Origin of the sequence: Olsenella massiliensis (assembly GCF_001457795.1) — a bacterium.
GTDB lineage: Bacteria > Actinomycetota > Coriobacteriia > Coriobacteriales > Atopobiaceae > Olsenella_F > Olsenella_F massiliensis.
On record NZ_LN898211.1, the window covers coordinates 793,346 to 813,016 of the forward strand.

General features: G+C 66.7%; 20 protein-coding genes. 10 read left to right on the top strand and 10 right to left on the bottom strand.

Going from position 1 to position 19,671, the window contains the following annotated elements:
* Positions 1-340 precede the first annotated feature (340 nt).
* From ettA to BN3001_RS07595, 4 genes are all read left to right on the top strand, one after another.
* Positions 341-2,020, top strand: a complete 1,680-nt coding sequence (gene ettA, locus BN3001_RS07580) for an energy-dependent translational throttle protein EttA (protein WP_058271142.1) — start codon at positions 341-343, stop codon at positions 2,018-2,020.
* Positions 2,021-2,280: 260 nt separating this feature from the next.
* Entirely contained in the window at positions 2,281-2,538 is a 258-nt protein-coding gene (dltC, locus tag BN3001_RS07585) for a D-alanine--poly(phosphoribitol) ligase subunit DltC (RefSeq protein WP_058271143.1), read from the top strand.
* Positions 2,539-2,667: 129 nt separating this feature from the next.
* Positions 2,668-3,465: an RluA family pseudouridine synthase gene (locus BN3001_RS07590; RefSeq protein ID WP_058271144.1), complete on the top strand. Its 798-nt coding sequence runs from the start codon at positions 2,668-2,670 to the stop codon at positions 3,463-3,465.
* A gap of 162 nt (positions 3,466-3,627) precedes the next feature.
* Positions 3,628-5,259, top strand: coding sequence for a 4Fe-4S dicluster domain-containing protein (locus tag BN3001_RS07595; RefSeq protein ID WP_058271145.1), 1,632 nt, complete (start codon positions 3,628-3,630; stop codon positions 5,257-5,259).
* A 153-nt stretch (positions 5,260-5,412) separates the two neighbouring features.
* Here BN3001_RS07595 and BN3001_RS07600 read toward each other — a convergent pair whose 3' ends face one another.
* From BN3001_RS07600 to BN3001_RS07625, 6 genes are all read right to left on the bottom strand, one after another.
* Positions 5,413-5,721 carry a hypothetical protein gene (locus BN3001_RS07600; protein ID WP_058271146.1) on the bottom strand — a complete coding sequence of 103 codons (309 nt, stop codon included), beginning with the start codon at positions 5,719-5,721 and terminating at the stop codon, positions 5,413-5,415.
* Positions 5,722-5,869: 148 nt separating this feature from the next.
* Complete coding sequence (locus BN3001_RS07605) at positions 5,870-6,520, bottom strand: HAD family hydrolase (RefSeq protein ID WP_058271147.1); 651 nt, start codon at positions 6,518-6,520, stop codon at positions 5,870-5,872.
* 120 nt (positions 6,521-6,640) lie between these two features.
* Positions 6,641-7,435: an LOG family protein gene (locus BN3001_RS07610; RefSeq protein ID WP_148362978.1), complete on the bottom strand. Its 795-nt coding sequence runs from the start codon at positions 7,433-7,435 to the stop codon at positions 6,641-6,643.
* 620 nt (positions 7,436-8,055) lie between these two features.
* On the bottom strand, positions 8,056-9,273 hold the full coding sequence (locus BN3001_RS07615) for a PASTA domain-containing protein (RefSeq protein ID WP_197407476.1): 1,218 nt from the start codon (positions 9,271-9,273) through the stop codon (positions 8,056-8,058).
* A 243-nt stretch (positions 9,274-9,516) separates the two neighbouring features.
* Entirely contained in the window at positions 9,517-10,740 is a 1,224-nt protein-coding gene (locus BN3001_RS07620) for a M20/M25/M40 family metallo-hydrolase (RefSeq protein WP_058271149.1), read from the bottom strand.
* A gap of 11 nt (positions 10,741-10,751) precedes the next feature.
* Positions 10,752-11,654 (bottom strand): spermidine synthase, encoded by a 903-nt coding sequence (locus BN3001_RS07625; RefSeq protein ID WP_058271150.1) that lies wholly within the window; start codon positions 11,652-11,654, stop codon positions 10,752-10,754.
* A 177-nt stretch (positions 11,655-11,831) separates the two neighbouring features.
* Between BN3001_RS07625 and BN3001_RS07630 the strand changes: the two genes are divergently transcribed.
* Positions 11,832-12,104 (top strand): hypothetical protein, encoded by a 273-nt coding sequence (locus BN3001_RS07630; protein ID WP_058271151.1) that lies wholly within the window; start codon positions 11,832-11,834, stop codon positions 12,102-12,104.
* 104 nt (positions 12,105-12,208) lie between these two features.
* Here the strand turns inward: BN3001_RS07630 and mscL are convergent, their stop codons facing one another.
* The 3 genes from mscL to BN3001_RS07645 form a co-directional block, all read right to left on the bottom strand.
* Positions 12,209-12,655, bottom strand: coding sequence for a large conductance mechanosensitive channel protein MscL (gene mscL, locus BN3001_RS07635; RefSeq protein ID WP_058271152.1), 447 nt, complete (start codon positions 12,653-12,655; stop codon positions 12,209-12,211).
* Positions 12,656-12,789: 134 nt separating this feature from the next.
* Positions 12,790-13,263 (bottom strand): D-aminoacyl-tRNA deacylase, encoded by a 474-nt coding sequence (gene dtd / locus BN3001_RS07640; protein WP_058271153.1) that lies wholly within the window; start codon positions 13,261-13,263, stop codon positions 12,790-12,792.
* 9 nt (positions 13,264-13,272) lie between these two features.
* A complete protein-coding gene (locus BN3001_RS07645) occupies positions 13,273-15,000 on the bottom strand; it encodes a carboxypeptidase M32 (protein ID WP_082630054.1) in 1,728 nt (575 codons plus the stop codon).
* Positions 15,001-15,198: 198 nt separating this feature from the next.
* Here BN3001_RS07645 and BN3001_RS07650 point away from each other — a divergent pair, with 198 nt between their 5' ends.
* Positions 15,199-16,161: an ROK family protein gene (locus BN3001_RS07650; RefSeq protein WP_058271154.1), complete on the top strand. Its 963-nt coding sequence runs from the start codon at positions 15,199-15,201 to the stop codon at positions 16,159-16,161.
* A gap of 67 nt (positions 16,162-16,228) precedes the next feature.
* Here the strand turns inward: BN3001_RS07650 and BN3001_RS07655 are convergent, their stop codons facing one another.
* A complete protein-coding gene (locus BN3001_RS07655; RefSeq protein WP_235815080.1) occupies positions 16,229-17,206 on the bottom strand; it encodes a proline iminopeptidase-family hydrolase in 978 nt (325 codons plus the stop codon).
* 244 nt (positions 17,207-17,450) lie between these two features.
* On the opposite strand from BN3001_RS07655, the gene BN3001_RS07660 reads away from it, so the two are divergent.
* The 4 genes from BN3001_RS07660 (at position 17,451) to agaV (ending at position 19,650) form a co-directional block, all read left to right on the top strand.
* Positions 17,451-17,906, top strand: coding sequence for a PTS sugar transporter subunit IIA (locus BN3001_RS07660; RefSeq protein WP_058271155.1), 456 nt, complete (start codon positions 17,451-17,453; stop codon positions 17,904-17,906).
* 473 nt (positions 17,907-18,379) lie between these two features.
* Entirely contained in the window at positions 18,380-18,811 is a 432-nt protein-coding gene (locus tag BN3001_RS07665; protein WP_058271156.1) for a PTS sugar transporter subunit IIA domain-containing protein, read from the top strand.
* Positions 18,811-19,098 (top strand): preprotein translocase subunit YajC, encoded by a 288-nt coding sequence (locus BN3001_RS07670; RefSeq protein ID WP_058271157.1) that lies wholly within the window; start codon positions 18,811-18,813, stop codon positions 19,096-19,098. The genes BN3001_RS07665 and BN3001_RS07670 overlap by 1 nt, the downstream gene beginning before the upstream one ends.
* Before the next feature lie 69 nt (positions 19,099-19,167).
* On the top strand, positions 19,168-19,650 hold the full coding sequence (gene agaV / locus BN3001_RS07675) for a PTS N-acetylgalactosamine transporter subunit IIB (RefSeq protein WP_058271158.1): 483 nt from the start codon (positions 19,168-19,170) through the stop codon (positions 19,648-19,650).
* Positions 19,651-19,671: the final 21 nt, after the last annotated feature.

The following is a 19,671-nucleotide window of genomic DNA, read 5'->3' on the forward strand; positions in this document are numbered from 1 at the left end:
CGCAAAAAGTCAGCATTACTCGATGGTTTTGGCCAAATTTGGGGCGATTTGCCCGAGTAGTGCCGACCTACGACAAGACTGTCAGGAGGTAAATTCAAAACAAGGCATAAAGTAGGAATACATATGCACTACCCCATAATCTTGAGTTCATGGCGAGCCATTCGTCGCCGCGGGATGAGGGTTCCTGGCGGCTGCGTGGGCTGTGGCCATTGTGCCGGACCACGCCTGAGGGGGTCGCGACTCTCCCAGACTCCCCTAGAATGGGATCACGCAAAGCATCCGAGCCAGGCGGCCACGCCATTCGGCCCCTGGGCCCGGCAACCACACCGAGGGAGAGCACATGGCAGAGTTCATCTACCAGATGGAGCGGGTCCGCAAGGCCTTTGACGGCAAGGTCATCCTCGACGACGTCACGATGGGCTTCTTCCCCGGCGCCAAGATCGGCGTCGTGGGCCCCAACGGCATGGGCAAGTCAACGCTGCTCAAGATCATGGCTGGTCGCGAGGACATCTCAAACGGCGAGGCGCGGCTCACGCCGGGCTTTTCGGTGGGCCTGCTCGAACAGGAGCCCCCGCTGGACGAGGACAAGACGGTCGGCGAGAACGTCCGCCAGGCCTTTGGGGACGTCATCGCCAAGGTCGAGCGCTTTAACCAGATCAGCGAGCAGATGGCGGACCCCGACGCGGACTTCGACGCCCTCATGGCCGAGATGGGCGAGCTTCAGACCCAGATTGACGCAGCCAACGGCTGGGACCTTGACAGCCAGCTCAGCCAGGCCATGGACGCTCTGCAATGCCCCGACCCGGATGAGCGGGTGAGTCACCTCTCCGGCGGCGAGCGTCGTCGCGTCGCGCTCTGTCGCCTGCTCCTTGAGGCTCCTGACCTGCTGCTTCTTGACGAGCCTACCAACCACCTTGACGCCGAGTCCGTGCTCTGGCTTGAGCAGTTCCTCAAGAGCTACCCGGGGGCGGTGCTGGCCGTCACGCACGACCGCTACTTCCTCGACAACGTCGCCGAATGGATCTGTGAGGTCGACCGCGGCACCCTGTACCCGTACAAGGGCAACTACTCCACCTACCTCGAGACCAAGGCCGCTCGCCTCGTCATGGAGTCCAGGCAGAACGCCCGACGCGCCAAGAAGATGAAGGACGAGCTCGCCTGGGTCCGTTCGTCCCAGAAGGCCCGTCAGGCAAAGAGCAAGGCCCGCCTGACCGCCTTCGAGCAGATGGACGCCGAGGCGCGCCGCGTGACGAAGACGGACTTCACCGACATTCACATCCCGGTGGGTCCGCGCCTTGGTTCCAAGGTCCTCGAGGTCGAGCGCCTGTGCAAGGCGTTTGGCGAGCGCGTGCTCATTGACGACCTGAGCTTCGCCCTGCCGCGAGGCGGCATCGTGGGCGTCATCGGTCCCAACGGCGTCGGCAAGTCCACGCTGTTCAAGATGATCGTGGGCCAGGAGCAGCCCAGCTCCGGCAGTCTCAGCCTGGGCGACACCGTGCAGCTCTCCTATGTCGACCAGGGTCGCGAGGGTCTCGAGCCCGACAAGAGCGTCTGGGAGGTCGTCTCGGACGGCAACGACTTCATCCAGGTGGGCGGCACCGAGATACCCAGTCGCGCGTACGTGAGCGCCTTTGGCTTCAAGGGCCCCGACCAGCAGAAGCGTGCCGGCGTGCTCTCGGGCGGCGAGCGCAACCGCCTCAACCTGGCCCTCACCCTGCGCCAGGGCGGCAATCTCCTCCTGCTGGACGAGCCCACCAACGACCTCGACACCGAGACCCTCGCCTCGCTCGAGGAGGCCCTGCTGGCGTTTCCGGGCTGCGCTGTGATCACGAGTCACGACCGCTGGTTCATGGACCGCGTGGCGACGCACATACTTGCCTGGGAGGGCACGGACGAGGAGCCGGGTCGCTGGCATTGGTTTGAGGGCAACTTTGCTGACTACCAGCGTGACCGCGAGAGACGTCTGGGCCCGGAGCAGTCCCGGCCCCATCGCCTGCGCCGCAAGCTCACGCGAGATTGACGCTCGCGTCCCGGACGCCTCCGGTTTCGTCGGCCCTTGTCCCGAGCGTCCCTGCGCGCAACGCCCGGCGGCGCCTTTGGGTGCGGCAAGCGCCCGGCCCCGGCGACGTCTTTGGGCGCTTTGCGCGCCGTTGCGGCAAAGGCTCGCCTTAGGGTCGTGCGATAGGCTTGAGACCGGAGTGCCGCGCCGCGCTCGGGGGCGAGCTGGCGCGCGTCATGTTGCCCCCGCGTTGCGAGAAGCGTCGCAGAGAGGAGCGTCATATGGATGACACAACGTCCGACAAGGAGCTTGAGGAGCGCCTGCTCGACCTCATGGCGGAGGTCTGCGAGGATGACGCCGTAGGCGAACATCGCGACGAGGATCTCTTTGAGCTGGGACTACTTGACTCCATGGCTGCTATCGAGCTGCTCGTGGGCATCGAGGAGGAGTTTGGCGTGTCCATCGCGCCCACCGAGCTGCCCCGCGACGCCATGAACACGGTCAACAAGATCCTTGCCCGCCTCGTCGAGCGGCTCTAGGCCTCAGGCCCGTCTGGACCAGGGGGCTGAGGTCGTCGGCCCATCGCGCGCGGCCCAGAAGGCCGGCGGCGACGGCGCGGCACGAGGGGGCCGCCGGGCGGGGCGGCACCGCAGGACGAGGGAGGCGGCATGACGGGACACGGGCACCGCAGGACGAGGGCGTCGGGACGGTCCCAGCTGTGTGGCACGGGCGTCGCGGCTAAGACGTCCGCGAGCGTCGGGGCGCACCTCGACGTGCTCTATCGTGACGCCTGGCTGTGTGCGGTGGACAAGCCCCAGGGCATCCTCGTGCACGGCGACGGCGGCGGAGCGACCACCCTCTCGGAGCTCGTCGCACGCCAGCTTGCCCGCGAGTGCGCCGTGATCACGCGTCCCCAGGCGCTCCAGCGCCTTGACGTGGACACCTCGGGCATCGTGCTCTTCTCGCTTGACCGCGACACCCAGGAAGCGTTCGACGCCCTCTTTGCCAGGCGTCTCGTCCGCAAGCGCTACCTCGCCCTGGTGCGCGGCAGCTTCCCTGCAGGCGAGAGGGTCGTCGACCTGCCTCTGGGACGCGACCGGCATGACGGCAGGCGCATGCTCGTCTGGTCCGGCGGCAGGCCCTCGACGACGCGCGTCCGCCTCCTGGCCAGGCAGGGGCAAAGGTCCCGCGCCCGCTCGCTGCTGCTCGTCGAACCGCTTACGGGCCGTCGCCACCAGATTCGCGTGCATCTGTCCCACCTGGGTTTTCCCATCGTCGGTGATCGCCTCTACGGCGCGGGTGCGCCCGGGGGCCTCATGCTGCACGCCCTGGGGATCAGCCTGACCCATCCCCTGACGAACGAGTCGCTCGACCTCTCGACGCTGCTGCCGCCGCGCTTTGTGGACGTGCAGCCTGACCTTCCCGAGCTGTTGGGCGGCCTTACGGGGACGGCGAGTCCCGGTTAGGCGCCCATCTCGGCCCGCCGGGCGGGGCCATGCCAATGTGGCGGAACAAGTTTGTCCCGCAAGGCCGCACTTAGCCTCATAATGGGGGAAGGAGGATGCGGCGCCGCCCGCCGGCAGAAGGGCGGCCGCGGCGTCGTGGGGATGACTTGAGGGAGGATGCACATGGCAGGCACCATGCGCGGCGTCTACACCAACCTGACCGAGATTCGACGCAACGTCTTTCGGGAGGTGGCGAGCATCTGCTATCGGGCGGGCAAGGATCGGAACATGACGAGGGCGGACATCGACGACGCCTTTGACGAGCTGCCCTACAAGATCCTGCCGGGCGACGTGGCGACCTATCGCGAGAGCGTGTTCCTTGAGCGCGCCATCATCGGCGAGCGCATCCGGCTTGCCATGGGCCTCTCGCTCCAGGGCGTTGACCGGCCGCAGCGCATCTCGGACGGCTTCAACGAGGCGGAGGTCGACAACCTCTCGTACTACGAGCCGCCGCTCGTCAACGTCATCAAGTTCGCCTGCAACGCCTGCCAGGACAACGTCTACGAGGTCACCAACACCTGTCAGGGCTGCCTGGCGCATCCCTGTCGCGAGATCTGTCCCAAGAAGGCCATCACCTTCGTCAACCACAAGGCATACATTGACCAGGACCTCTGCATCAAGTGCGGGCAGTGCTTCAAGGTCTGCCCCTATGGCGCCATCCACCATCACGTGCGCCCCTGCGCTGCCGCCTGCGGCATGAACGCCATCAGCTCGGACGAGCACGGGCGCGCCGACATCAACTACGAGAAGTGCGTGAGCTGCGGTCAGTGCCTGGTGAACTGCCCGTTTGGGGCCATCGCCGACAAGAGCCAGATCGCCCAGGTCATCTGGTCCATCCAACACGGCGAGGAGGTCATCGCCGCCGTCGCGCCCTCCTTCGTCGGACAGTTTGGCGGCAAGGGCAACGTGGGGAAGCTGCGCGAGGCCTTCAAGCTCCTGGGCTTCTCGGGCGTCGAGGAGGTGGCCCTGGGCGCGGACCTCTGCACCGTGCAGGAGGCGGAGGACTTCCTCGAGGAGGTGCCGGCCAAGCTCCCCTTCATGGGCACGAGCTGCTGCCCGGCCTGGTCGGTCATGGCCAAGAAGGAGTTCCCCGACCACGCCGGCGCCGTCTCGATGGCGCTTACGCCCATGACGCTCACGGCGCGCATGATTCGCATGCAGCGCCCTCACGCCAAGATCGTCTTCGTGGGTCCCTGCTCGGCCAAGAAGCTCGAGGCCATGCGTCGGAGCGTTCGCTCCGAGGTGGACTTCGTCCTCACCTTTGAGGAGATGGCGGGCATGATGGAGGCGCGAGACATCGACTACCTCAGCCTCGAGGACGACGACAAGAGCGACTTTGACGTGGCGAGCACCGACGGTCGCAACTTTGCCGTCGCGGGCGGCGTGGCGACGGCCGTGGCAAACGCCATCAAGCGCACCCATCCCGACCGCGAGGTCAAGGTGGTCAACGCCGAGGGGCTCGACAACTGCCGCACGATGATGAAGGACGCCATCAAGGGCAAGTACCCGGGCCACCTGCTTGAGGGCATGGCCTGCCCGGGCGGGTGCGTGGCGGGGGCCGGCACCCTCGTGGCCATCAGGAAGTCGGCCGCCGCGGTCAAGCGCTACGCCAAGCGCTCGCCGCACATGAACTCCACCGAGAACATCTACTGCGACCTCATTCCCACGCTCGAGAAGGGCTTCACGAAGCAGGACCAGGACAACGAGGTTACCGAGACCTTCGAGGCCCAGATTCCCAAGTCCCCCCGTCAGTAGCGAGCCGTGCCGGGGCGTCCCGGACGCGCGGGGGCAAGAGGGGCACGACAAGAGAGAGGGGCGAGACGACCAGATCGTCTCGCCCCTTTGTCACACCCGCTGCCGCGTGCACGCCCCGAAAGGACCGTGCGTCCCAAGGTCGGACCCTAGGTACTACGGCTGCTTCACGCCGCTCATGGACGCAAAGAACGTGGCGTGAGAGAACACGTCCTTGATGGTATGGCCGTTGACGAAGGGAAGGGCCAAGAACTCGTCCACCGTGGGGACGAGGGCGCTGCAGTCCACGAAGTGGTTCTTGGAGTTGCGCAGGCTCGTGTCCTGGGCGCGCCACGCCTCATAGTTGCAGTCCGTGAGGTAATAGACCGCGTTGTCCACCTTCATGTAGACGGAGTGGTGCGCGTGCAGGTAGTCTGCGAGGCCGTCGTAATCGATCTCGAGTGCCTCCGCCGCCTTCTTGCCCATGGCCTGTCCTTTCTCTCAAGGAGCGGTGTTTGGTTTGCGGGAACGCGTTCCCGATATCTGCATTCTACCTAAGCGCCAAATGGGCTATTCCTACGCTCGGCAACTGTTAGGCAAGCGTAAGGTCACTGCCCGGGGCCGACGCCGGCGACTAAAGCAGAATCGCCCCGGCCAGCTCCTCGGTGGTGTCAACGATGATGGTGGCGCCTTGCCGCACCAGCAGGTCGCGGTCACGAAACCCCCACGAGACGGCGATGCAGGCGCAGCCCACGTTTCTGGCGGTCTCAAGGTCAACCTCGGAGTCGCCCACGTAGACGGTCTGTGAGGCCGCGACCCCCAGCTCGTCCATGACCCTGAGCACCGTGTCGGGGGCGGGCTTGCGACGCACGCCCTCCCTCTCGCCCACGCAGGCGTCAAAGAGTCCCGGAAAGTAGGTGGCGACCAGGCTCTGGACGGCAAAGTCCCCCTTGTTTGACACCAGGCCGCATCGCACCCCCTTGTCGGCAAGCGTCGAGAGGAGACTGACGACGCCGGGATAGGGGGCGGTGCGCTCCGCCGCGTGCTCGGCGTAGTGAGCCATGAAGTCCTTGAGCACCGCAGCTTCCAGCGCCGCGTCCGTGCCGTCGGGCACGCTCAGGTGAACGAGACGGACCATGCCGTTGCCCAAAAAGGAGCGAATCTCGCGGCGGGGGCGCGGCGGGAGTCCGTGGGCCCCGAGGGCGACGTTGACGGATGACGTGAGGTCGTCGAGGGTGTCAAGGAGGGTCCCGTCCAGGTCAAAGATCGCCGCTGCGTACGCCATGTCTCTCTCCCTGTCGATGGTGGGCCGGCGCGGCCACCTGAGGCGCCGCGCCTGTGTGACGGGTGCGTCCTGAAAGATCCCGGGGCCGTGTGCCGTGCGGCGCGCCCAGGGCCTCTGGGTCTAGGGGAGCCGCTGCGCGCTTGTGGCCATGCGCGCGGCCTCCCTGGGGTCGTCGGTGACGCTCACGAGCGCAAGGTCGCTCTCGTCGACGTTGCCGTGGGCCAGCATGGTCGTGCGCAGCCAGTCCAGCAGGCCGCCCCAATAGGCACTCCCAAAGAGGACGATGGGCATGGAGGGCGTCTTGCTGGTCTGCTCGAGGGTCAGCAGCTCGTACATCTCGTCCATGGTGCCAAAGCCTCCCGGAAAGAAGACGGCCCCCTGCGAGTACTTGACGAACATCATCTTGCGGACGAAGAAGTAGCGAAAGGTGACACCCAGGTTGACCCACTGGTTGACGGCCTCCTCAAAGGGCAGCTCGATGGCAAGGCCCACCGAGGTGACGCCGCCTTCCGCCGCGCCCTGGTTGGCCGCCGCCATGATTCCGGGCCCGCCGCCCGTGATGACGGAGCTGCCCCGCGCGGCGATGAGGCGGGCCGTCTCGCGCGCCTGGTCGTACAGGTCGTCGGACGGTCTGGTGCGCGCCGAACCGTACATCGACACGGCAGGCCCGAGCGTGGCCAGTGCGTTGAAACCGTCCACGAACTCGGACTGGATGCGCAAGACGCGCCAGGGGTCGGCATGGAGCCACTCGTCCGATCTGTCATACGACGCCAGGTCGGAGGTGGCGGAGAGGGCCTTGGGTATCTGGCTGCCGCGCAGGATGACCGAGCCGGTGCGAAACGTGGGGCCCAGGGGCTCGGCAGTCTTTTGAGGGTCGTCGGCGCGGGGGTCGGAAGCATCGAGAGAAGCGCTCAAGGAAAGTCCTTTCGTCACGACGTCGGACCTTATGGTACCCCATGCGCTGGTGCGTCCGTGTGGCACCGGACCTTCTAGCCGCCACCTGCCAGGGCGTCGCCTGCGCCTGGCGGCGACGGATGGGGAGGCCTTCGGGGAGGCCCCCGCGCGTCGCGAGCCGCCCGGGCCTGCGGCGGGGGTCTCCGGCCTGGAGTCGGGGGGCATTCCCATAGGTCTGCGGGCGCCGCGCGCCGGTTCCTACCGGTTCCTATAGGCTCGCGGACGACACGCACGGATTCCTATAGGTTCCTATAGGCTCGCGGACGACACGCACGGATTCCTATAAGTTTGAGGGCCCCGCGCGCGAATTCCTATAGGTTTGAGGGCCTCTCCCGTGCAGAGCTATAGGTTTGAGGAAAAAGGGGAATTCCTACCTGGGCAAACGCCGTGGTGATTCCTCAAACCTATAGGTCTGTCTCCTTCGACCTCTCAAACCTATAGGTGCGCGGCGACGCTGCCCTCAAACCTATAGGTGCGTGGCGGCACCGCCCTCAAACGTATAGGTGTGGCAGGTCGCGGGCCTCAAACCTCTAGGCGCGGCACGCCGTGGCACTCAAACGTATAGGTGCGGCAGGTCGCGGCTAGCGGGTTGCGACGGCCCTGATGGTGACCGTCGCGTCCTGCGCGACGGGCGAGCCCACGCCGGGGTTGACCTCCTGCACGGTCCCCGCCGCCCCCACGGCGTCATACAGCTCCGGGCCATTCACGACGGACAGGCCCATGCCTTCAAGGAGGATCGTGGCGTCGGCCAGGGGCATGCCTATGACGTCGGGAACCGTGACGGCCGCGCCGTTCGTGTCGCCCGTGGCGATCCTGCCTTCGGACACCACCAGGTCAACCTTGGTGCCCTTGGTCTTCTGGGTGCCTGCGGCGGGGCCTTGGGCGATGACCCTGCCCTGCTCGACGCTGTCGGACTGGGCGTAGGTCACGTCGTCCTTCACGAACCAGGTCGTCCCCGCGATCTGGGCGAGGGCGTCATCCAGGGTCATGCCCCTGAGGTCGGGAACCGCCTGGGTCTGGTTGGCCCCCCTGCCCACCTTGAGCGTGACGGTGGCGCCGACGGGGACATGTGAGTCGGCGGCGGGTGTGGTGGCGATGACCCTGCCCTCGTCCTCCTGGGCCTGGGTCTGCTGCTCCTCGATGTTGACCTTGTAGCCGCGAGCCTCAAGGTCCGCCCGAGCGTCGTCGGCGCCCTCGCCGACGACGTTGACGAGCCGTGTGCCCGCGAACAGGCCAAAGCAGCTGGTGAGAATCGTCGTCGAGGCGATGGTGGCAAGAACTGCGGCGACGCAGATGATGAGGAGCCAGGGCGGAATCCGTGAGAGGGGAGATGCCATGGCGTCCAGATGACCCGCCACGCCGCCCAGGGAAGGAACGACGGGCACCTGGATGTCAGCCGCCTTGAAAGCGCCCACCTCTCCCGTGACGTCCTCGGTCGCGGGCGTCTGCGCGGCGCGCATCCGGCTGCCGTCATCGAGGTCGCAGGCGTCATAGGGGAGACGCTCGCCATCTAGCGCGCAGGCATCGTAGGGGAGACGCTCGCCATCCAGCGCGCAGGCGTCATAGGCGCTCGGAGACGACGCGGAAGCCGCCGCTGCGTCGGTGGGCGCTGACTGCTCATGGGAGACGTCAGGCAGCGTGGCGTCCGAGGGAAAGGATGCGTCGGCGTCGCGCTCGGGTGCCTCGTCGGACAGAGGCGCGTCGGTGGTGCGTGCGCTCGTCATGTCGAAGGACGGCACGGGTGAAGACAGATGGCGCGGCCGGGGCCTCTCTTCGCTGTCAGCTGGGTCTTTGGCCACGCGGGTCCTCTCGTCTGCCTATAGATACGAGCGCTCTCGTCGGGACCGGGAAGTGTGTGGCCACACAGAGGCGCTCAAACATTCTAGCGATAAACGCCGAGGAGGCAACAGGGGGCTCGTGAGCGCAGCGCGTGGGCGGCGGGCGTAGCGCGTGGGCGGCGAGCGTAGCGCGTGGGCGGCGAGCGTAGCGCGCGGGCGGCGGACGTCCCGAACGTCTCGCACGAACAGGGCTGCGGCCGGAGGCTAGAGGCCGAGCATGAGCCCTAGGATGAGCACGAGGCCGTCCTCCAGGCTGGCGGCGTCAACCCATTCGTCGCGCGTGTGCAGCAGCGCCCCACGTACGGTGCCGACGGTGTTGGCGGGGATGCCGCGCGAGAGGGGAACGTTGGCGTCCGTGGACGCGGGCGAAAGGTCGGGCTCCTCGCCCGTGACGGCGCGGATGAGCGCCGCGGATCGTGCGGTCAGGCGCTCCAGCTCGCCTGCCCCCACCGGCCCGTTGCCCGGTCGCCTTCCCATGAGCGTGGCGGTGACGTGCGCCTGCGCCCCCAGCTCGTCGCGCAGGCGGCCGACCATGCCCTCGAAGGCGGCGCGCATCCTGGCAAGGTTCGCCTCGGACTCGCTGCGGTACTCCACGAGCGCCTCCGCATGAGCCGCGATGGCGTTGACGGCGCCGCCGCCCTCGATGCGACCCACGTTCCTGGTGGTGACGGCGCCGGTGTCCTTGTCAGAGGGCGGCTGGATGCCGTAGAACAGCCCGATGGCCCGACAGAGGACCTCGATGGCGTTGACGCGCCCGGCGTCGTGATAGGAGTGGCCGCCCTGGCAGTCAACGGCCAGGCGCCAGCGGTGTGAGCCCACCGCCCGGCAGACGCATTGGGGCAGGTACAGGTCAAACGAGACGAAGCTCTTTACGCTGCGCCCCTCCCGTGCGAGCGTGTCGAACAGCCAGGTGGTGCCGGCAAGGTTGCCCAGCCCCTCCTCGCCGGCGTCGGCCACCACGAGGAGGTCATGGTCCCGCGTCGCGCGGGCGAGGTCCTCGGGGTGCTCAAGCAGGTAGCGACAGGCGCAGAGCAGCCCGACGAGGTTGGCGCTGTCGTCGCCGACGCCCGGTGCGCATAGGTGCGCGCCCTGGCGTCTGAGGGGCAGGGCCTCGACGTCATCAAAGACCACGTCCGTATGGGCGGCAAAGATGCGCAGCGGCCTTTGGGCGGCCGCGGCCCCCGCCTCGTCGCCGTGGGGGGACGACAAGAGGCACAGCACGTTGTTGCGCTCGTCAACGCGCACGCGAGGCGCGCCGGCCGCTCGCAGCCAGTCGGCCACGAAGGCGGCTCGTCTCTCCTCGTGGCCCGTCGGTGCGGGAATCCGAGCGAGCTCGCACAGGAGCGCGACCTCGTCCTCGTGAATCCGGCGGGCGTAGCCTCTCAGCCTGTCCAGGGACGAGGGATCGCCTGGCAGTTCCGTGCTCATGGGTGCTCCCTTCAGAGAGTGGCGGCGCCGTCGGCCATGTCCGCCTCGGGCGGGGGCGTCGCATGGCCAAAAAGGGGCGCCGCTTCCGCCGTCGCGTTTAGATCGAGCAGAACGCGGCCCTCCGGCACCCGAAAGCTGCCCGGCCCGTCCAGGTCGTAGGCCTCGTCCAGCAGGAGGGGCGCATCGCTCGCCACGACCACCAGGTTGTCCTCCCGCCGCCGGTCGCCCGCCTCGCACGGGATCACCCACACCCGCTCAAACGCGGTCAGCAGCGTGCGCCGTACGTCGCGCACCAGCTGGGACCTTGGCCCCTCAAGGGCGCTGACCACGTTTGCCAGGTAGGCGCCCCCCGGTCGCAGGCGACGGCGCAGCAGGCGGGCCGCCTCCCTCGTCAGGAGCGAGGCGGGCGCCGTATCTCGCGCGAAGCAGTCGTTAAAGATGAGGTCATAGCGAACCTGCGGGTCGTCGGGGGCGCCCAGCTCAAGGAAGTCGCGGGCGTCACAGATGAGGCTGCGCAGGCGAGAGGGGCCCGCCTCGCGCGCGAGCATCCGCTCCACGCGGTCGAGGCCAAAGTGGCGTCGCGCGAGGTCGATGACGACGGGGTCGGCCTCGACGACGTCAAGCCAAACGTCGCTGCGGCGGCAGAGCAGGTATGAGGGAAAGCCGTAGCCCCCGCCGCCTAGCATGAGACAGCGAATCTGCGCGGGAAGCTCCTGCGCAAATGCCACACAAAAGGTCTTGTGATAGGAAAACACCAGCTCCGGCCAGGGGTCTCCCACGTAGGTCGCGCTCTGCCAGCTCCCGTCCACCAGCAGCAGGCGGACGGGGCGTCCGTCGGCGTCGCACGTGTCGCAGACGCGCAGCTCGCCAAAGAGAGAGTCGGGCACCCGCTCGACGGTCTTGAAAGGCAGCAACCGTCGAATTCGCGTGAAGATTTGAGACCCCAGCCCAGGAAGGCGAGCGATGCGTACCAATGTGCTACCCTGTCGGTCGATAAATTGACATGCGCCATCATATGGGCATCATGATAGTCAATGAGCTGGGCAACGTGGTCGGCCCGGCTCGCCTTTTGCAGGAAGGACCTGGTTGTCATGAGTGACTCTCGGGCGGGTCTGCGCTGCGCGGATTGCGTCTTCGCGCAGTTTGCCGTCAACGAGATGAACGGCATGTATCAGGGCATCTGTTCGCGCGGCTACACACTTGCCGACCCGCACGTGCGTACGTCGCCCGACTGCTACTTTGTGGAAGACCCTCGTCTTCTCGTGCCGGTCATCGACCCCTTTGGTAAGGAGTTCCTGCGCACCAAGAATATCTGCGAGCGTTTTTTGCCCCAGCCCAAGGGGGGCAACGACCATCACGCCTAGCGACGCGACGCGTGCCTCGCGGGGCGGCGGGCATCGTGCCTCGCGGGGGGGGCGTGCGGCTTGCGCCTAGCGACGCGACGGGCACCTGACGGGATGGCGTGCGGCTAGGCCGCGTGGGCGCCGCCCGGAATCTCGCCTGCGCAGTGGGGGCAGCGCGTGGCGCCTTCCTTGACCTCCTCGAGGCAGTGGGGGCACACGGGGGCGGCCGGGACCTCCTGGGCGCCGTCGTCCGCGTGGCGCATCCTCCTGCCGGCGTCCTGGAGCTTGGCAAGGCCCTTGATCATGAGGAACACCACGAAGGCGATGATGAGGAAGTTGATGATCGCCGAGATGAAGCTCGAGAACGAGATGGTGTTGGCGCCCACGGTGACGTCCAGGCCCGAGACCTCGGCGCCGCCGCCGGAGACGATGGCGATGACGGGCTGGATCACGTCCTTGGTCAGCGAGGTCACGATGGCCGTGAACGCGCCGCCGATGATGACGCCGACGGCCATGTCCATGACGTTGCCGCGCATGATGAAATCTTTGAACTCCGAGATGAACTTCTTCATGATGACCTTCCCACTCCCTTAGGTCTTGAGTCGTGCGAGCGCAGACGAGCGGACGATGACACGAATGATGACGGTCATCACTATAACGAGCTCATTGTGACGTCCACAAGCATGTCCCCGTGCCGCGCCTGCGCTCAGGTTCTCGTGCGCCGGTGCTCGGGCGCGAGCTCGTCGGTGTCGAGACAAACGGTGAAGGGGCCGTCGTTGACGAGCGACACGCGCATGTCCGCCCCAAAGACGCCGCGCCCCACGTGCTCGACGTCCCTGTGGGCAAGCTCGCAGAAAAGCTCGTAGAGCGTGCGCGCGACCCTGGGCTCGGCAGCTCCCGTGAAGCTGGGCCGCCGCCCGCGGCGGCAGTCCGCATAGAGCGTGAACTGGCTGACCACGAGCACCTCTCCGCCCACGTCAAGCAGGGAGCGGTTCGCCTTGCCGTCCTCGTCGTCAAAGATTCTCAGGTGCCGCACCTTGTCCCACAGCAGGCGCGCCGCCCCCTCGTCGTCGCGCGCACCCACGCCCAGCAGGATGAGGTAGCCCCGTCCGCAGGAGCCGACGAGACGGCCCCCAACCTCGACGGACGCGCTCTCGACCCGCTGCACGACGGCTCTCATGCGCCTTGCCTACAGTCCGTAGATGGCGGAGAACTTCTCCGTCAGGTATTGGACGTACGGTTCGCAGGAGAAGGGCGCGCCGCAGGCGTCCTCGATGAGCTCGGCGGCGTCCTTGGAGCGCCCGTGACGCCAGATGCGCTCGCGCAGCCAGTCGTGGACGGGATCAAGCGAGCCGCTCGCAAGGATACCCTCCCAGTCCATGCCCTCCTCGATCATGCGCGCGCGAAGCTGTGCGCCGATGGCGCCGCCGTAGGCGTAGGTGGGAAAGTAGCCAAAGAGCCCGTCGGCCCAGTGCGTGTCCTGCAGGGCGCCGTGGGCGTCATCGTGCACGTCAACGCCAAGGTATTCCTTGTACTTGGCGTTCCAGACGCGGGGGACGTCGCGCGCCGCGCACTCTCCCGCGAAGAGCAGCTGCTCGATCTCGTAGCGGATGAGGATGTGCAGCGGGTAGGTGAGCTCGTCGGCCTCGGTGCGCACGGGCGACCCCTCGACGCGGTTGGTGGCGAGGTAGAGCTGGTTGGGCGTCACGCGGCCCAGCTGCCCCTTGAAGTGGCTCGCCATGACCCTGAGCAGCGGGCCGGCAAAGGCGCGCGACCGGCCGACGTAGTTCTCGAAGAAGCGCGACTGCGCCTCGTGCATGCCCGACGAGGTGCCGCCCTTGAGCGAGGTGTAGTTGAGGCTAGGATCGACGCCCAGCTCATAGAGGGCGTGGCCCCCCTCGTGCAGCATCGTGTAGACGTTGGAGCAGACGTCGTCCTCGAAGATGTGGCAGGCGATGATGCCGTAGTTGGTGGTCAGCGCGTCAGAGTAGGGGTGCTCGGTGCCCACGAGCAGCATGCGGTTCTGAGGCAGCCCCTCCAGCCTCATGAGGTCGCGCGCCAGGTCCCATTGCCTCCGCTCGTCAAACTTGCCTTCGACGATCGCACGTGAGGGCTGGCGGCCCGTCCTCTGGATGTCCGCGAGCAAGGGCACGACGCAGGAGCGAATCTGGTCAAACAGGCCGTCGTAGAAGGCTCGGTCGGTGCCGTGCTCAAAGCTGTCGAGCCAGGTGTCGTAGGGGTCGGCGTCGGGGCGACGTGCCAGGGCCACCTTCTTGGCGGTGCTCACCAGCCTGTCGAGGTAGGGCTCAAAGTAGTACCAGTCGCTCGTCGCCTTGGCGCGACGCCACACGTCGTCGGCCTCCGTCGCCAGACGGGAGAAGCTCGACGCCAGCGAGCTGGGGACGCCCATGAGCTGCTCGCGGTCGCGACGGATGATCCTGACCTGGTCCTCCTGCGTCTTGGACAGGATGTGGCCCAGCGTCGAGAGGCGGTCGAGCAGCTTGCCGGTGGAGGGGGCGCAGAGCAGGGCCTGGTCCTCCTCCTCGAGGATGGCCAGGGCCTCCCCGCGGTCCGCCGTCGCCGCGGACGGGTCGATGGAGGGGCCGTAGCACTCGATGCCGATGCGGGCGTAGCGATGGGCATACAGATGACGCTCGAGGTTGTTGAGGGCCTCGATGTCGGCCTTGGGGTTGGTGAGGGCGGCGTTGCCGGGGGTCTTGGGCAGGCCGTTGGGGTTGGTCGCGAGAGAGAGGTTCTTCTCGTCGCGCTCCCTCCTGACGCAGGCGACCCGCTCCCTCTCGTCGGGGGTGGCCTCGCCCCCGTCGGGTGCCGACGCGTCCGTCCGTGCGCCGGCGTCGCCCTCGGCGCCGGGCCTCGTCGTCTCGTCGGAATCGTGCGTCCCGAGCTTCTCGTGCATGACAACCTCGCTTTCGATGAGCTGCGCCTGGCGGCGCGGCGGCTGTGTGCAGCCTCCAGTCTAGCCTGAGTGCGCGAGCGCGTGTGCGTCTGTCGACGCCTGGCGCCCTGCGGCGCGCCATTGGGTCATACTTGGGCCCATCGGGCCGGCCGGGGTACGGGCCGGCGCATCCGCAGCCACAGACGAGAGGGGACGACGATGGCGGACGAGAGCGGCTGCACTATTGGCATCGACGTGGGCGGCACGTCCATCAAGGCCGGCGTCATGAGCTTGGACGGCGACATCCTGAAGACCGTCGAGATTCCCACCGGAGAGATCGTGACGCAGGACGCCTACCAACGAATCGTCGCGGGTCTCAGGGGGCTTGTCGCCGAGGCGGGCCGCACGGACGGCGACGTGCGGGCCATGGGCCTTGACGTGCCCGGTCCCGTGGACGACGAGGGGCATGTGGGTTTCTTTCCCAACATCCAGCTTGACCCGGAGGGCCTGTCCGCGGCGCTTGGGGAGGCCTTCCCGAGTGCGCAGCTCGCCTTCGTGAACGACGCCAACGCCGCCGCGCTGGGCGAGCTTTGGAAGGGCTCCGCCGCAGGCATCGGGAGCTTCGTGATGGTCACCCTCGGCACGGGGGTGGGCGGCGGCGTCGTGATTGGCGGAAGGCTCGTGCCGGGCGCCTTTGGGGCCGCAGGCGAGATCGGCCACATCACCGTCGTGCCCGAGGGGGAGGAGCGCGTCTGCGGCTGCGGTCGCCATGGCTGCCTTGAGCAGTACGCCTCCGCCAAGGGCGTCGTGTGGCTGTACCGTCGGGAGTGCGAGCGCCGGGGGGTCGCGGGCGTCACGGTTGCGCACGACACTGACACGCTCTCGGTGTTTCGGGCCCTGCGCGACGGCGACGAGTGCGCGCGCGTCGCCGTTGACGCCATGTGCGAGTACCTGGGACGCGCGCTCGCGCAGATCTCGACGATCATCGACCCGGCCGTCTATCTCATAGGGGGCGGGGTGGCGGGAGGCTTTGACCTCTTCTCGGCTCAGCTCTCCGCTTGCTTTCGCGCCCATTGCCTCTCGACCTCGTCGTCGGCGCGCATCCTGCCTTGCAGCCTGGGCAACGCCGCGGGCATGTACGGCGCGGCCTTTGCGGCGCTGCGGGCGGCGGGCCTGGCCTAGGCGCGTCTCAGGCGGGGCTCCGGGCCAGCGGGCCCGGCGTTGGCGCCAGCCGCAGCCCAGGTCCCTGTCAGCCCAGCGGGTCTAGCCATTCCTTGAGCAGGCCCAGGTAGCGCGGCGTGTCCTCGGCATAGCACAGGTGCCGGCAGTTGGCAAACAGCTCCCAGCGCGCGCCGGGGATGCCGTCGGCAAGCTGCTTTGCCACGAGGGGCGAGCAGAGGTCCTGCGTGCCGCTGATGACGAGCGCCGGGCAGCGTATCTCCGTCAGGCGCTCCGCGTAGTCGTAGCCCGCCAGCGTGCCCTCGGGCATGAGCTCGTTGTCGCCCCAGGCGTGCACGTATGACTCGCGCCCCGTCCGCCTGGGCCTCCTCAGGCACGCGGGCGCGTCCGGTCCCAGCTCCTCTGTCGGCGTCGCGCAGAACAGGCGGAGGTAGCGAGCCTCGGCCCGCCTGAACGCCGCGCCGTCGAAGGCGTGCGTCCTCTCGGCCTCAAGGATGGCCTCGCGGTCGTCGCGCGAGAGGTAGCGCAGGCGTCGATGCCCCTCCTGGCTCCAAAGCCGGGCCGAAGCGAGCGTGCTCGAGAGGATCACGGACTGGACGCCTCGCGGCCGGCGGTCGCAGAGGTACATGATCGCGAGCATGCCGCCCCACGACTGCCCCAGCAGATGGCAGCGCTCGAGGCCGAGCTCCTCCCTCAGCCGTTCGAGCTCGTCCAGCCAGGTTATCGCCTGCCAGAGCTCGGGGCGCTCTCGCATCGCCTCGTCCCACGATGCGCCGCAGCCCAGCTGGTCGTACGTCACGAGCGTGCGCCCGCAGGCGTCGGCGAGCGGGTCGAGCAGCTCGAAGTAGGTGTGGGTGGAGCCGGGTCCCCCGTGCAAGAGAACGAGAGGCGCCGCTCCCGGGCGGGGACGGTCGGGCTCGACGCGACGCCAGTGGGTCGCAAATCCTTCGTAGGGCATCGTTCCTTCGCATATCTGCATGATGGTGTCTCCCTGTCTCGCGTCGCTGCCGACGTCATCGCCAACAGGCGTGTCTCCGTGTTCCTCCATGGCGTCCTGTCCCATGCCGCCGCTGACAGCATAGGCGAGCCGAGCGGCGTGATGGGGAAGGTCCTTGGGCGGACTGACTAGGAGGGCGCGAACGGGGAATATACCCAGATGTGAATTGGGCGGACGGGGTGGCATGTCGCCAGGCGTGACGCCTCGGATCTTTGGCGAGCGCCCTGCCCCGCCGTCACCCACTGGTGTGCGCGGGAACGCCTGCGCATATGTTGCGACAAGGAAGGATAGGCATATGAGCGATGTGGTAGCTGCCTCCCAGGTGTTTTTGGACAACCCCGCCTCGACCGTGGATGAGGCGCTCGAGTTCATCTCGGCGAAGGCGGTCGAGCTGGGCATAGCGACGGACGCGGCGGCGACCCTCGCGGCGTTCAAGGCGCGCGAGGCGCAAGGGACGACGGGCATGCAGGCGGGCTTTGCCATTCCTCACGCCAAGAGCGACGCCATCGTCAAGGCCGCCGTGCTCGTGGTGAAGTTTGCCCATGAGGTCGCGTGGGAGTCCATGGACAGGCAGCCCATCAGGGTCGCCGTCGCCCTGTGCATCCCCGAGGCGGAGGCGGGAACCACGCACCTCAAGATCCTGTCCAACGTGGCGCTGCTGCTCATGGACGACGCGTTCTGCTCCACGGTCAAGACGTCTGACGATCCCGCCGTCATTGCCGCGGCCGTGAACGAGGGAGTGACGCAGTAGGCCTCGCGGCGGTCCTCATGCGCCCGGCATCATTGGGCGCCCGTCGTTAGGCGGGCGCCTTTTTTGTGGCAACGGGGCCCCTCCCGGGCGCTGCCGTCAGTAGGCCGCAACGAAGGGCAACGGCAGGGCCCCAGCGGCGTCCCACCTCTCACTCATGCCAATAAAATAATACCAGTACCTGAAAATATACTGATTATATGGTACGAGAGAAAACCTGGGGTCAGGGGGGTCTTGTGTCGCAGCTGCAGCTAAAACTGCAAAAGAAGACCCTTCTTATCTGGTACTTTTTACTTAATACCTCTATTATGCGTTATTACTGCGAACGGTAGCACTCTGTCGGTAAAGGGACAAACGAGGCGACTTTTCGTAAAGTGAACAAAATTAATTGACATAAGGTGCATTATGGAGTGCGGATGGTATGTGTTAGTAACCAGTTATGAGCAATGGCCCTTGGGGCTGTGCAGGAGGCGCAGATGGTTGGTTTTGTTGTCACGGGGCACGGGAGCGTTTCGTTGGGCATGCTCAATGCGCTTGAGATAATCGCAGGGCCCCAGGACGACGTCGTCGCGGTTCCCTTTCACGAGAAGGATGCCGCCGACTTTGGCGGGCACCTTCATGAGCAGATTGCTCGCATGGCCGCCAAGACGGGACACGTGGTGATCTTTTGCGACCTGGTGGGAGGAAGCCCCTTTAACCAGGCCATGCTGGCTGCACAGGACATCGACGGCGTTGAGGTGGTTGCCGGCATGAACCTTCCCATGCTCCTTGAGGCCACGCTGGAGCGCGGTGCAAGCGTCGGCGAGGTCTGCGATGCTGCCGTGGAGGCGGGAAGGACTGGCGTGGCGCACACGCGCATCCCCAGCGCGGACGAGACAGCAGACGACCTGGGGGAGGACGGCATCTGATGGGCGAGGGTTTTGTCTCCAACATGCTGGCATCCTCGGTGGCCCTGCTCATCCTGTTTGCCGGCATTGGCATCGTCTTGATGGTTGTGAGCCTTGTTCGCGCACGCTCTCAGAAGAATGCCTACGCAGAGGTTCACAAGAATCTCAAGGCAGGCCAGCGCATCCTTTTTGCCGGCGGCATCTTTGGCGAGCTCGTGCGCGTTGGCACCAAGACCTGTGACGTGCGCGTCAAGTCTGGCGAGGTACTCGAGATATCCCGCTTCGCCATCCAGCAGATTGAAAAGTGACACACCACGCTCTCTCGGTGCGGCAAAGTGGCATGCGGCTCCGGGTCGCATGGACGAAAGGGGAGTTACATGGCAGAGCCAAACATCGTTCTCGTGCGCATTGACAACCGACTCATCCACGGCCAGGTGGCCACCCAATGGACGAGCAGCATTGGGGCAAACCTCATCCTCGTTGCCAACGACGAGGTGTCAACCAACAAGATGCGCCAGAACCTCATGAACATGGCCGCCCCCCAGGGCGTGGCAACGCGCTACTTCTCTATCCAGAAGACCATAGACGTCATTCACAAGGCCGCCCCGCGCCAGCACATCTTTATTGTCGTCGAGAGCCCCCAGGACGTCCTGAGGCTCGTCGAGGGCGGAGTTCCCATCAAGAAGCTCAACATCGGCAACATGCACATGTCAGCGGGCAAGCGTCAGGTTGCCACCACGGTTGCCGTCGATGACGACGACGTCGCGGCATTTCGCAAGCTCCAGGAGCTTGGCGTGGAGCTGTCGATTCAGCGTGTGCCCAGCACGGGCGTGGAGGACAGCGCAAAGCTCTTTGGATAGGCTTCCTGCCGTGTACGCCGG

What these genes read in the sequence shown, in the direction of transcription:
- ettA (WP_058271142.1), top strand. Translation starts at nt 341, where the DNA reads ATGGCAGAGTTCATCTACCAGATGGAGCGGGTCCGCAAGGCCTTTGAC.
- dltC (WP_058271143.1), top strand. Translation starts at nt 2,281, where the DNA reads ATGGATGACACAACGTCCGACAAGGAGCTTGAGGAGCGCCTGCTCGAC.
- BN3001_RS07590 (WP_058271144.1), top strand. Translation starts at nt 2,668, where the DNA reads ATGACGGGACACGGGCACCGCAGGACGAGGGCGTCGGGACGGTCCCAG.
- BN3001_RS07595 (WP_058271145.1), top strand. Translation starts at nt 3,628, where the DNA reads ATGGCAGGCACCATGCGCGGCGTCTACACCAACCTGACCGAGATTCGA.
- BN3001_RS07600 (WP_058271146.1), bottom strand. Translation starts at nt 5,721, where the DNA reads ATGGGCAAGAAGGCGGCGGAGGCACTCGAGATCGATTACGACGGCCTC.
- BN3001_RS07605 (WP_058271147.1), bottom strand. Translation starts at nt 6,520, where the DNA reads ATGGCGTACGCAGCGGCGATCTTTGACCTGGACGGGACCCTCCTTGAC.
- BN3001_RS07620 (WP_058271149.1), bottom strand. Translation starts at nt 10,740, where the DNA reads ATGAGCACGGAACTGCCAGGCGATCCCTCGTCCCTGGACAGGCTGAGA.
- BN3001_RS07630 (WP_058271151.1), top strand. Translation starts at nt 11,832, where the DNA reads ATGAGTGACTCTCGGGCGGGTCTGCGCTGCGCGGATTGCGTCTTCGCG.
- mscL (WP_058271152.1), bottom strand. Translation starts at nt 12,655, where the DNA reads ATGAAGAAGTTCATCTCGGAGTTCAAAGATTTCATCATGCGCGGCAAC.
- dtd (WP_058271153.1), bottom strand. Translation starts at nt 13,263, where the DNA reads ATGAGAGCCGTCGTGCAGCGGGTCGAGAGCGCGTCCGTCGAGGTTGGG.
- BN3001_RS07645 (WP_082630054.1), bottom strand. Translation starts at nt 15,000, where the DNA reads ATGCACGAGAAGCTCGGGACGCACGATTCCGACGAGACGACGAGGCCC.
- BN3001_RS07650 (WP_058271154.1), top strand. Translation starts at nt 15,199, where the DNA reads ATGGCGGACGAGAGCGGCTGCACTATTGGCATCGACGTGGGCGGCACG.
- BN3001_RS07655 (WP_235815080.1), bottom strand. Translation starts at nt 17,206, where the DNA reads ATGGAGGAACACGGAGACACGCCTGTTGGCGATGACGTCGGCAGCGAC.
- BN3001_RS07660 (WP_058271155.1), top strand. Translation starts at nt 17,451, where the DNA reads ATGAGCGATGTGGTAGCTGCCTCCCAGGTGTTTTTGGACAACCCCGCC.
- BN3001_RS07665 (WP_058271156.1), top strand. Translation starts at nt 18,380, where the DNA reads ATGGTTGGTTTTGTTGTCACGGGGCACGGGAGCGTTTCGTTGGGCATG.
- BN3001_RS07670 (WP_058271157.1), top strand. Translation starts at nt 18,811, where the DNA reads ATGGGCGAGGGTTTTGTCTCCAACATGCTGGCATCCTCGGTGGCCCTG.
- agaV (WP_058271158.1), top strand. Translation starts at nt 19,168, where the DNA reads ATGGCAGAGCCAAACATCGTTCTCGTGCGCATTGACAACCGACTCATC.